Origin of the sequence: Acinetobacter sp. MF4640 (assembly GCF_002018895.1) — a bacterium.
In the GTDB taxonomy this organism is placed as follows: Bacteria; Pseudomonadota; Gammaproteobacteria; order Pseudomonadales; family Moraxellaceae; genus Acinetobacter; species Acinetobacter johnsonii.
Genome location: NZ_MVOM01000068.1, coordinates 1 through 12,711 on the forward strand (window position 1 = coordinate 1; position 12,711 = coordinate 12,711).

Below are 12,711 nucleotides of genomic sequence, written 5' to 3' on the forward strand. Positions count from 1 at the left end.
CTGGCGCGATCAAATTACAAGATGGCGTTGAAATGGTTATGCCTGGTGACAACGTAGAAATGTCAGTAGAATTAATCCACCCAATCGCAATGGACCCAGGTCTACGTTTTGCGATCCGTGAAGGTGGCCGTACAGTTGGTGCTGGTGTAGTTGCTAAAGTAACTGCATAATTATAAAATAAAATTACAAATTGGGGTTTCGGCTCCAATTTGTTTTGCAGGTCAGTAGTTCAATTGGTAGAGCGTCGGTCTCCAAAACCGAATGTTGGGGGTTCGAGTCCCTCCTGGCCTGCCAACTTTTTTATAAAAGACGCTTGATGTCGGCAAAACTGGTCATATAATAAGTCGCGAAACCTACGACGAGTACAAAAATGTCGAATGAAAAATTACGCGACGCACAAAGCGACGCGGCAATCCCTCAAAGAAATAATTCTGCTGAAGTGGTTAAATCTGGTTCTCCCCTAGACGTCGTCTTATGGATTATCGCATTGATTTTATTAATTGGTGCGACCATGGTGAATCAACACCTACCAGCGTATTGGGCACCAGCCAACGATATCTGGGTGCGCGTTGGGGTAATTTTGGCTTGTATCATCGTGGCATTCGGTTTATTATACGCCACCCATCAAGGCAAAGGCTTTGCTCGTTTGTTGAAAGACTCACGAATTGAGCTGCGTCGAGTGACTTGGCCAACAAAGCAAGAGACCATGACCACATCTTGGCAGGTGCTTGCGGTTGTAGTTGTTGCATCCATTTTATTATGGTGTTTTGACTACATTTTGGGCTGGTTAATGAAGTTTATTATCGGGTAAGAGAGCTATGAAACGTTGGTACATTATTCATGCCTATTCAGGTTATGAAAAACAAGTGATGCGTTCACTTAATGATCGAATCCAGCGTAGCGCTGTAGCCGATAGCTTTGGTGAAGTCCTTGTTCCTACCGAAGAAGTGGTAGAAATGAAGGATGGTAAGAAGCGTAAATCTGAGCGTAAGTTCTTTCCAGGCTATGTATTGGTCGAAATGGAAATGAATGATGAAACTTGGCACATTGTTAAAGAATGTCCAAAAGTTTTAGGTTTTATTGGTGGTACGGCTGAGAAACCGGCACCAATTACCCAGCGTGAAGCAGATGCGATTCTTGCTCGTGTACGCAATACTGGTGAAGCACCACGTCCGAAGACGATGTTTGAACCAGGCGAAGAATTACTCGTGGTTGACGGTCCATTCACAGATTTTAAAGGTGTGGTGGAAGAAGTTCTATACGAAAAGTCACGTTTAACGTTGACCATTAATGTATTTAATCGACCAACTCAGGTTGAGCTGGAATTTCGCCAAGTCGAAAAATCAGTTTAATTGGATGTGGTTGAAAAACGCCTGGCTTATTTATAAGTCAGGCATTGTTGTTGTAACGGTATCGTTACTTAGAAATTGGGGAGCCTTCATCGGCGTTTGTACCCAGAGGTAATTTGAAATGGCTAAGAAGATTGACGGCTATATCAAGCTGCAAGTTCCAGCTGGTAAAGCGAATCCATCTCCACCGATTGGTCCTGCATTGGGTCAACGTGGTGTTAACATCATGGCATTCTGTAAAGAATTCAATGCTGCGACACAAAAACTTGAAGTTGGTTTACCAATTCCAGTCGTGATTACTGTGTACAACGACAAGTCGTTCACATTCATCATGAAAACTCCTCCTGCATCTATTCTTCTTAAGAAAGCTGCTGGTATCCAAAAGGGTTCTGCTGTACCTAACAAAACTAAAGTTGGTAAGTTGACTCGTGCTCAATTGGAAGAAATCGCGACTACTAAAGAACCAGATTTAACTGGTGCTGATTTAGACGCACGTGTTCGTACCATCGCTGGTTCTGCACGTTCTATGGGCTTGGAAGTGGAGCTATAAGACATGGCAAAGTTAACTAAACGTCAAAAAGCCATTGCTGCTGCTATTGAAGCAAACAAAGTTTACACTTTAGAAGAAGCAGTAGCTGTTCTTGCTGGTCTTCCTGCTGCGAAATTCAAAGAATCTTTGGATGTTGCGGTAAACCTAGGTGTTGACCCTCGTAAATCTGACCAAGTTGTTCGTGGCGCGACTACACTTCCTGCAGGTACTGGTAAAACTGTACGTGTAGCTGTGTTTGCTCAAGGCGCTGCTGCTGAAGCTGCTAAAGCTGAAGGCGCGGATATCGTTGGTTTTGATGACCTTGCTGAAAGCATTCAAGCGGGTAACCTTGACTTTGACGTAGTAATTGCTGCTCCTGATGCAATGCGCGTTGTGGGTAAGTTGGGTACGATTCTTGGTCCACGTGGCTTAATGCCAAACCCTAAAGTGGGTACTGTAACTCCTGACGTAGCTGGTGCAGTTAAAAATGCAAAAGCTGGTCAAGCACGTTACCGTGTAGACAAAGCGGGTATTATCCACGCTGCGATCGGTCAAGTAGATTTCTCTGCTGAAGCTGTTCGTCAAAACGTTGAAACTTTGATTGCAGACTTGAAAAAGTTAAAGCCTGCGACATCTAAAGGTGTATACATCAAAAAGATCACTTTGAGCTCAACTATGGGTCCTGGTCTTGTTGTTGATGTAAGCAACGTTTCTAACTAAGTTTTACTTAGACAGAATTTTAAAGCCCTGAGTAAAAATCAAAGCGCTGCTTTGATTTTTACGCAAGAAACGCTCTGTCGTATATTGCAAACTTAGGCAAACTTTGAATTGGTAAATGTAGATTTATCAGCGTCAAAGACCTCAGGCGAGAGTAATTTCGATTACTTTCTTAATTTCCCAGCCTGAGTAGACGCGGTGGTGTGATTTGTTCATCCTCCGCGTGTAGGTTCAGTGATGAACTTGCGAATTGGGAGTGTACTTCGCGTAAGTACATAAATCACCGTTAGGAGGTTTTACAATGGCTCTTCTTATCGAAGGCAAAAAACAGATCGTTGCTGAAGTAACTGAAGTTGCTTCTACTGCGTTTGCTGCTGTTGTTGCTGACTACCAAGGTTTAACTGTTGAGCAATTAACTGCTCTTCGTGTTGAAGCTCGTAAGTTAGGTGTTGCTACACGTGTTGTACGTAATACTTTGGCTAAACGCGCTCTTCAAGATACTCCATTCAATATCTTGAACGACAACCTTGTTGGCCCAACAATTTTAGCTTTCTCAACTTCTGCAGATGATATGGGTGCTGCGGCACGCTTATTCGAAGAATTTGCGAAAACTAACAAAGCATTTGAACTTAAAGCTGCTGCATTTGAAGGCAAACTTTATCAAGGCGAAGAAGTTAGCGTTATCGCGAATCTTCCAAACCAAGAGAAAGCGCTTACTATGCTTGCAAGCGTTCTTCAAGCTCCTATTTCGAAATTGGGTCGCTTACTTACAGCGCTTCAAGAGAAAAACGAGTCAGAAGCTGCATAAGCTCAAACTTAAACACACATCATTCAATACCCATTTGGAGTTACTCTCATGGCTTTAACAAACGAAGAAATCTTAAACGCAGTTGCTGAAAAAACTGTTCTTGAACTTGTTGAACTTATTTCTGCTTTCGAAGAAAAATTCAACGTATCTGCTGCTGCTGTAGCTGTAGCTGCAGGTCCTGCTGCTGCTGCTGCTGAAGAGCAATCAGAATTCAACGTTGAGTTGACTTCTTTCGGCGCGAACAAAGTAGCTGTGATTAAAGCAGTTCGTGAAATCACTGGTCTTGGCTTGAAAGAAGCTAAAGACATGGTTGAAGGCGCTCCTTCAGTTCTTAAAGAAGCAGTTTCTAAAGAAGAAGCTGAAGAACTTAAGAAAAAACTTGAAGAAACTGGTGCTACTATTACTATTAAGTAATGTTACCAGGGGGGGAATATTAATTTCACCCCAAAAATTGGCTGATGGCTCTTGGGTCATCAGCCTTTTTGCGTTACAATAATCGGCTCGATTTTTGTTTGCTTGGTGGAAAATCCATCAAATTAAAATAAAGAAAAGAATCAAACGCTTACCAATATTTTTCAAATTTAAAAATATTGGTAAGCGTTTCAATACCACTGAAAATTGCAGCATTTGTAAAAAGTGGTGGCCATATCGGCCTGCGTAATTCCTTCTGAGCCCGTTCTGCAGGCGGGCTCGGTTTACTTTCCGAGGACTCCAGATGGCATACTCATATACCGAAAAGAAACGGATCCGTAAGAATTTTGGTAAATTGCCTAGTGTTATGGATGCTCCGTACTTGCTCGCGATTCAAGTCGACTCGTACAGAACATTTTTACAAGATGGCAAATCACCAAAAAACCGCGAAGATATCGGTCTGCAAGCCGCGTTTCGTTCAGTTTTTCCTATAGAAAGTTATTCTGGCAATGCTGCTTTAGAATTTGTTGAGTATAGTCTTGGTAAGCCTGAGTTTGATGTACGCGAATGTATTCTTCGTGGCTCAACTTATGCAGCACCAATGCGCGTAAAAATTCGTTTGATCTTAAAAGATCGCGAAACTAAATCAATTAAAGACGTGCGCGAGCAAGAAGTGTACATGGGTGAAATGCCACTCATGACCGATAACGGTACATTCGTTATTAATGGTACTGAGCGTGTAATCGTATCTCAATTACACCGTTCACCGGGCGTATTCTTTGACCACGATAAAGGCAAAACCCACTCTAGTGGTAAAGTGCTTTATTCTGCGCGTATTATTCCTTACCGTGGTTCATGGTTAGACTTCGAATTTGACGCAAAAGACCTTGTATTTGTGCGTATTGACCGTCGTCGTAAATTACTCGCGACTGTGGTTCTTCGTGCTTTGGGTTATAACAATGCGCAAATCTTAGACTTGTTCTATGAAAAAGTGCCTGTATACCTAGACATGGGTAGCTACCAGATTGACCTTGTTCCAGAACGCTTACGTGGCGAAATGGCACAATTTGACATCGTAGATAATGATGGCAAAACCATTGTTGAGCAAGGCAAGCGTATCAACGCGCGTCATGTGCGTCAAATGGAAGCTGCTGGCCTAGAAAAACTTTCTGTGCCAGATGAGTACTTGTACGAGCGCATTACTGCAGAAGACATCCCACTTAAAGATGGTGATGTGATTGCAGCTAATACCTTGTTAAGCCATGAAGTGATGGTGAAATTGGCTGAAGGGGGTGTTAAACAATTTAACATTCTATTCACCAATGACATCGACCGTGGTTCATTCGTTGCAGATACTTTACGTGCAGACACCACGACAGGTCGTGAAGAAGCATTGGTAGAAATCTACAAAGTAATGCGTCCAGGCGAGCCACCAACGAAAGAAGCGGCTGAAAATTTATTCAATAACTTGTTCTTCTCTTCAGAACGTTATGACCTCTCTCCAGTGGGTCGTATGAAGTTCAACCGTCGTTTAGGTCGTCCTTACGAAGTGGGTACGGATCAGAAGTCTCGTGAAGTTGAAGGTATTTTGTCGAACGAAGATATCACTGATGTATTAAAAACATTGGTTGAAATCCGTAACGGTAAAGGTGAAGTCGACGATATCGATCACTTGGGTAACCGTCGCGTGCGTTCAGTAGGCGAAATGACTGAAAACCAATTCCGTGTTGGTCTAGTTCGTGTAGAACGTGCTGTTAAAGAACGTTTAAGCCAAGCTGAAACAGATAACTTGTCTCCGCAAGATTTGATCAATGCGAAACCAGTGGCTGCTGCAATCAAAGAATTCTTTGGTTCAAGCCAGTTATCTCAGTTCATGGACCAAAACAACCCATTGTCTGAGATTACGCACAAACGTCGTGTATCGGCGCTTGGTCCCGGTGGTTTGACACGTGAACGTGCGGGCTTTGAGGTACGTGACGTACACCAAACTCACTACGGTCGTGTATGTCCAATTGAAACGCCGGAAGGTCCAAACATTGGTTTGATCAACTCGCTTTCTGTTTATGCGAAATGTAACAATTTCGGTTTCTTAGAAACACCATACCGTAAAGTGCTTGATGGTCGTGTAACGGATGAAGTTGAGTATTTATCTGCAATTGAAGAAGTAGGTACTGTGATTGCACAGGCCGATTCTGGCGTAGATAAAGACGGTAACTTAACAGAAGAATTTGTTTCTGTACGTCACCAAGGTGATTTCGTACGTATGCCGCCTGAAAAAGTGACGCATATGGACGTTTCTGCACAGCAGGTTGTTTCTGTTGCGGCATCACTGATTCCATTCCTTGAACACGATGACGCCAACCGTGCATTGATGGGTTCAAACATGCAGCGTCAAGCTGTGCCTACATTGATTGCTGACAAACCGCTTGTAGGTACAGGCATGGAAGCAAATGTAGCGCATGACTCTGGTGTGTGTGTGATTGCGGGTCGTGGTGGTCGTATCGAATTCGTCGATGCTTCACGTGTCGTGATTCGTGTCAACGAAGACGAAATGGTTGCAGGCGAGGCAGGTGTAGATATCTATAACCTGATCAAATATACACGTTCGAACCAAAACACTTGTATTAACCAAAAAGTTCTTGTGAAACTTGGTGATAAAGTCGGTCGTGGCGATGTATTGGCTGACGGTCCATCAACAGATGGCGGTGAGCTTGCGCTAGGTCAAAACATGCGCGTTGCGTTCATGACGTGGAATGGTTACAACTATGAAGACTCGATCTTACTTTCAGAGCGCGTACTTCAAGAAGACCGTTTAACCTCGATTCACATTCAAGAATTATCATGTGTTGCACGTGATACGAAATTGGGTGCGGAAGAGATTACAGCAGATATCCCGAATGTGGGTGAAGCTGCACTGTCTAAGCTTGATGAATCAGGTATCGTGTATATCGGTGCTGAAGTGACTGCGGGCGATATCCTTGTAGGTAAAGTAACGCCTAAAGGTGAAACGCAGTTAACACCAGAAGAAAAATTGCTTCGTGCAATCTTCGGTGAAAAAGCAGCTGACGTAAAAGACTCATCTTTACGTGTTCCATCAGGTACCAAAGGTACAGTGATTGACGTTCAAGTGTTTACACGTGACGGTCTTGAGAAAGACGAACGTGCGCAAGCAATTGAAAAAGCTCAGCTTGATTCATATCGTAAAGACTTGAAAGAAGAATACAAAATCTTCGAAGAAGCAGCACGTGAACGTATTGTTCGTTTGTTGACAGGTCAAGAGTCTAACGGTGGTGGTACAACCAAGCGTGGCGATAAGCTTTCTGTAGACGTATTGTCTGGTTTAGAGTTGGTTGATTTACTTGAAATCCAACCGACTGATGAAGCTATTGCAGAGCGTTTAACTCAAATTCAAGTGTTCTTGAAAGAGAAGAGCTTTGAAATTGATGAGAAGTTTGCAGAGAAAAAACGCAAACTTTCTACAGGTGATGAATTAACAACAGGTGTATTGAAAGTTGTTAAGGTTTACTTGGCTGTTAAACGTCGCATCCAACCGGGTGATAAGATGGCGGGTCGTCACGGTAACAAGGGTGTTGTTTCTAACATCTTGCCTGTTGAAGACATGCCGCACGATGCCAATGGTGTTCCAGTCGACATCGTATTGAACCCACTGGGTGTACCGTCACGTATGAACGTGGGTCAGATTCTAGAGACTCACTTAGGTATGGCAGCGAAAGGTCTTGGCGAAGAAATCGACAAGATGTTAAAAGCGCAACGTACTGTACTTGAGCTTCGTGGATTCTTAGACAAGATTTATAACAAAGTTGGTGGCGAGCAAGAAGATCTTGATAGCTTAACTGATGATGAAATTTTGGTGCTTTCGGGTAACTTACGTGCGGGTGTTCCACTTGCAACGCCAGTATTCGATGGTGCTGAAGAATCTCAAATTAAAGACTTGTTAGAGCTTGCGAACATTTCACGTACTGGTCAAACAGTATTGTATGATGGTCGTACAGGTGAACAGTTTGACCGTCCTGTAACTGTAGGTTACATGTACATGTTGAAACTGAACCACTTGGTAGACGACAAGATGCACGCACGTTCTACTGGTTCTTACTCATTAGTAACTCAACAGCCGCTTGGTGGTAAAGCACAATTCGGTGGTCAGCGTTTCGGTGAGATGGAAGTCTGGGCGCTTGAAGCATATGGCGCAGCTTACACGCTTCAAGAAATGCTTACTGTTAAGTCGGATGACGTTGAAGGTCGTACCCGTATCTATAAGAACATTGTAGATGGTAACCATTATATGGACCCAGGTATGCCTGAATCGTTCAACGTATTGACCAAAGAGATCCGTTCTTTAGGTATCAACATTGAACTGAAAAATGGTGACTAAGTTTCTCCATTGAATCTCCCCAACCTCTCTTGTTCAAAGAGAGGCTTCCTCGAAAGGTAAGCGGGGAGATTTCTCAGTTAAAAAACAATATTTGTGACCCAGTTGTGTAGTGAAAGTCTCCACAACACACGGAGAAAAAAATTGAAAGACTTGCTCGATATCATGCGCAAAAAGACGGATTCAGACGGTCATGCTCCAGTTGAGTTTGATCGCATCCGTATTGGTCTTGCGTCACCAGAAATGATTAAGTCATGGTCTCATGGTGAAGTTAAAAAGCCTGAAACCATTAACTATCGTACGTTCAAACCAGAACGTGATGGTTTATTCTGTGCCAAAATTTTTGGTCCAGTCAAAGATTACGAATGCTTGTGTGGTAAATACAAGCGTATGAAATACAAAGGCGTCATTTGTGAAAAATGTGGCGTTGAAGTAACAACTGCGAAAGTTCGTCGTGAACGTATGGGTCACATCGAGCTAGCTTCTCCAGTTGCACACATCTGGTTCTTGAAATCATTGCCGAGCCGTATCGGTCTATTATTAGACATGACGCTACGTGATATCGAACGCGTATTGTATTTCGAATCTTACGTAGTAACTGACCCAGGTATGACTCCATTTGAGAAATACCAACTTTTAAACGATGAAGAATACTTCAACGCTTTAGAAGAACACGGTGATGAATTCACTGCGAAAATGGGTGCAGAAGCTGTTCAAGACTTGTTAAAAGACATCGATCTTGAAAACGAAATTTCACGTTTACGTGAAGAAATTCCAAACACAACGTCTGAGACGAAGCTTAAAAAAGCGTCTAAGCGTTTGAAGTTGATGGAAGCGTTTAAAGAGTCAAACAACAAGCCAGAATGGATGGTGATGAATGTACTTCCAGTACTTCCACCAGATCTTCGTCCGTTAGTGCCACTTGAAGGTGGTCGTTTCGCGACCTCTGATTTGAACGACCTTTACCGTCGTGTGATCAACCGTAACAACCGTTTGAAGCGTCTTCTTGACCTTGCAGCGCCAGACATTATCGTACGTAATGAAAAACGTATGTTACAAGAGTCTGTAGATGCATTGTTAGACAACGGTCGTCGTGGTCGTGCAATCACAGGTTCGAACAAGCGTCCTCTTAAATCTTTGGCTGATATGATCAAAGGTAAACAAGGTCGTTTCCGTCAAAACTTACTTGGTAAGCGTGTTGACTATTCAGGTCGTTCGGTAATTACTGTAGGTCCTACTTTACGTCTGCACCAATGTGGTCTTCCGAAGAAAATGGCACTTGAATTATTCAAGCCATTCATTTTCGCAAAACTACAAGCATCTGGCCAAGCAACAACCATTAAAGCTGCGAAGAAAATGGTTGAGCGCGAAACGCCAGAAGTTTGGGACGTTCTTGCTCACGTGATTCGTCAACACCCTGTGATGTTGAACCGTGCGCCTACACTTCACCGTTTGGGTCTTCAAGCATTTGAACCGATCCTGATTGAAGGTAAAGCGATCCGTCTTCACCCACTCGTTTGTGCTGCGTTTAACGCCGACTTCGACGGTGACCAAATGGCGGTACACGTGCCATTAACGCTTGAAGCGCAGTTAGAAGCGCGTGCGTTAATGATGTCGACCAACAACATTTTGTCTCCAGCGAACGGTGAGCCAATCATCGTACCGTCTCAGGACGTTGTCTTAGGCTTGTATTACATCACTCGTGATGCGATCAATGCCAAAGGTGAAGGCATGGTGTTTGCAGATACGCACGAAGTAAACCGTGCATTGGCAACAGGTCAGGTAAACTTACACGCTCGCGTAAAAGCACGTGTACACCAGACTGTGATTGATGAAAATGGTAACCGTGAACAGCAAACCATTGTTGTGGATACAACACCAGGTCGCTGCTTACTTTGGGAAGTTGTGCCAGAAGGTATGGATTTCCAACAAATCAACGTTGAGATGACCAAGAAAAACATCTCTAAATTGATTAACTCTTGCTACCGTAAATTAGGTCTTAAAGATACAGTGATCTTTGCTGACCAATTGATGTACTTAGGTTTCCGTCAAGCGACACGTTCAGGCGTATCGGTAGGTATGGAAGACATGGTGATTCCACCTGCGAAGTACTCAATTATTGAAAAAGCGGAAGTTGAAGTTCGTGAAATTGAGCAACAGTTCGAACAAGGTTTCGTAACTGCGGGCGAACGTTATAACAAAGTTGTCGATATTTGGGCACGTACCAACGACCAAGTCGCGAAAGCGATGATGGACAACTTGTCTTTTACCACTGTTAAAAACAAACAGGGTGAAGATGAGAAGCAAAAATCATTCAACTCGATCTATATGATGTCTGACTCAGGTGCCCGTGGTTCGGCAGCTCAGATTCGTCAGTTAGCGGGTATGCGTGGTTTGATGGCGAAACCAGATGGTTCGATCATTGAAACTCCAATTAAAGCGAACTTCCGTGAAGGTTTGACCGTACTTCAGTACTTCATCTCAACACACGGTGCACGTAAAGGTTTGGCCGATACAGCACTTAAAACAGCGAACTCTGGTTACTTGACACGTCGTCTTGTAGACGTAGCGCAAGACTTGGTTATTACTGAGCCTGACTGTGGTACTTTGGGCGGTCTTGTAATGACTCCGTTCATTCAAGGCGGTGACGTGATCGAGAACTTAGGTACTCGAGTACTGGGCCGTGTTGTTGCTGAAGATGTGAAGAAAGCAGGTTCTGATGACATTATCCTGCCACGTAACACTTTGATTGATGAGAAACTTGCAAACTTCCTAGAAGAGCAAGGTGTCGATGAAGTTAAAGTACGTTCAGTGGTTGCGTGTGAATCTACATTCGGCGTATGTGCGAAATGTTATGGTCGTGACCTTGCACGTGGTCATCAGGTGAACCCTGGTGAGTCTGTGGGTGTTATGGCTGCACAATCGATTGGTGAGCCGGGTACACAGTTAACAATGCGTACCTTCCACGTAGGTGGTGCTGCAAGCCGAACGTCTGCTGCAAACAGCGTACAAGTACGTAACAAAGGTACTGTACGTTTCCACAATGTGAAAACAGTACAACATGCCAAAGGACACTTGGTATCGACTTCTCGTTCAGGCGAAATCGGTATTGCGGATGATTTAGGTCGTGAGCGTGAGCGTTATAAACTGCCATACGGTGCGTCTATCTTGTTGAAAGATGGCGAAGCTGTAGAAGCTGGCGGTATTGTGGCGACTTGGGATCCGCACACACACCCACTTGTAACAGAAGTTGCAGGTAAAGTACGTTTCAGCCAAATCGCTGATGGCGTAACTGTTACCTCTAAAACTGATGATGCAACGGGTATGACGACGATTGAAATCTTACCTGTGACTGCACGTCCTGCGTCTGGTAAAGATTTACGTCCTGCGGTTGTTCTTGATACGACTGATGGTGGTGAGCAGTTCTACTTCCTACCACAAAACACGATTCTTTCTGTCCGTGATGGCGAAACAATTGGTGTGGGTGACGTTATTGGTCGTGTACCACAAGAAACTTCACGTACGCGTGACATTACCGGTGGTCTACCGCGTGTAGCTGACTTGTTCGAAGCACGTAAACCGAAAGAGCATGCGATTCTTGCTGAAATTTCAGGTGTTGTAAGCTTTGGTAAAGAGACTAAAGGTAAGAACCGTTTAGTGATTACTCCAGATGATGGTTCTGAGATTTACGAAGAATTGATTCCAAAATGGCGTACCATGAACGTGTTCGAAGGCGAACATGTGAACCGTGGTGAAACTGTTTCTGACGGTCCACAGAACCCACATGACATCTTACGCTTGAAAGGCGAAGTTGCGCTGACCAACTACATCGTGAACGAAGTTCAAGACGTATACCGTCTGCAAGGTGTAAAAATCAACGACAAGCACATTGAAGTGATCGTACGTCAAATGTTGCGTAAAGTTGATATCACTGATGGCGGTGATACAAGCTTCATCAAAGGCGAACAAGTGGATTACATCCGCGTGATGCAAGAGAACCAAGCTGTTCTTGCGCAAAACAAGTTCCCTGCGAAGTTTGAACGTCAATTGATGGGTATTACCAAAGCGTCGCTTTCTACTGACTCGTTCATCTCTGCTGCATCGTTCCAGGAAACCACTCGTGTGTTAACTGAAGCGGCTGTAACAGGTAAAGAAGATGATTTACGTGGCTTGAAAGAGAACGTGGTTGTAGGTCGTTTGATTCCTGCAGGTACTGGTCTTGCGTATCACTTAGAGCGTCGTCGTCAAGAAGCTGAAGCTGCAGAGCACGAGCTTGTAAATGATTTCTCTGATGTGGATCAAGCATTAAGCCAAGCATTTAGCGATGAGTTTAACGGTCTGTAATTAGCCCTTTAAATGAATAAAAAGCCACCTTCGGGTTAATGCTGATCAGTTAAGACAAAATAGCTGAAATGCGGTAAAAATGAGCGTATCCAGATACGCTCATTTTTTTATGACTTTTTCTCAGAATTTAAGTTCAGCATTTCAGCAGACAGCTCCTTCACTT

General features: G+C 43.7%; 8 protein-coding genes, 1 tRNA gene and 1 pseudogene. All 10 read left to right on the top strand.

Annotated elements, in window-relative coordinates; translation table 11 throughout:
- Nucleotides 1-170 (top strand): annotated as a pseudogene (locus MF4640_RS16655) (elongation factor Tu); the annotation flags it as partial.
- A 48-nt stretch (nt 171-218) separates the two neighbouring features.
- Nucleotides 219-294: transfer RNA gene (locus MF4640_RS16660), tRNA-Trp, on the top strand.
- Nucleotides 295-370: 76 nt separating this feature from the next.
- Nucleotides 371-811, top strand: a complete 441-nt coding sequence (gene secE, locus MF4640_RS16665) for a preprotein translocase subunit SecE (protein ID WP_004692774.1) — start codon at nt 371-373, stop codon at nt 809-811.
- A gap of 7 nt (nt 812-818) precedes the next feature.
- On the top strand, nt 819-1,352 hold the full coding sequence (nusG, locus tag MF4640_RS16670) for a transcription termination/antitermination protein NusG (RefSeq protein WP_078390311.1): 534 nt from the start codon (nt 819-821) through the stop codon (nt 1,350-1,352).
- A 118-nt stretch (nt 1,353-1,470) separates the two neighbouring features.
- The gene (gene rplK, locus MF4640_RS16675; protein WP_004668262.1) at nt 1,471-1,899 is read left to right on the top strand and encodes a 50S ribosomal protein L11; all 429 of its coding nucleotides are present in this window, start codon (nt 1,471-1,473) and stop codon (nt 1,897-1,899) included.
- A 3-nt stretch (nt 1,900-1,902) separates the two neighbouring features.
- Nucleotides 1,903-2,598, top strand: coding sequence for a 50S ribosomal protein L1 (rplA, locus tag MF4640_RS16680; RefSeq protein WP_004692770.1), 696 nt, complete (start codon nt 1,903-1,905; stop codon nt 2,596-2,598).
- 298 nt (nt 2,599-2,896) lie between these two features.
- Nucleotides 2,897-3,403: a 50S ribosomal protein L10 gene (gene rplJ / locus MF4640_RS16685; protein ID WP_004692769.1), complete on the top strand. Its 507-nt coding sequence runs from the start codon at nt 2,897-2,899 to the stop codon at nt 3,401-3,403.
- 48 nt (nt 3,404-3,451) lie between these two features.
- Nucleotides 3,452-3,817, top strand: coding sequence for a 50S ribosomal protein L7/L12 (rplL, locus tag MF4640_RS16690; RefSeq protein WP_004692767.1), 366 nt, complete (start codon nt 3,452-3,454; stop codon nt 3,815-3,817).
- 301 nt (nt 3,818-4,118) lie between these two features.
- A complete protein-coding gene (gene rpoB / locus MF4640_RS16695; protein WP_078390312.1) occupies nt 4,119-8,207 on the top strand; it encodes a DNA-directed RNA polymerase subunit beta in 4,089 nt (1,362 codons plus the stop codon).
- Between the two features lie 141 nt (nt 8,208-8,348).
- Nucleotides 8,349-12,548 carry a DNA-directed RNA polymerase subunit beta' gene (gene rpoC, locus MF4640_RS16700; RefSeq protein WP_078390313.1) on the top strand — a complete coding sequence of 1,400 codons (4,200 nt, stop codon included), beginning with the start codon at nt 8,349-8,351 and terminating at the stop codon, nt 12,546-12,548.
- Nucleotides 12,549-12,711: the final 163 nt, after the last annotated feature.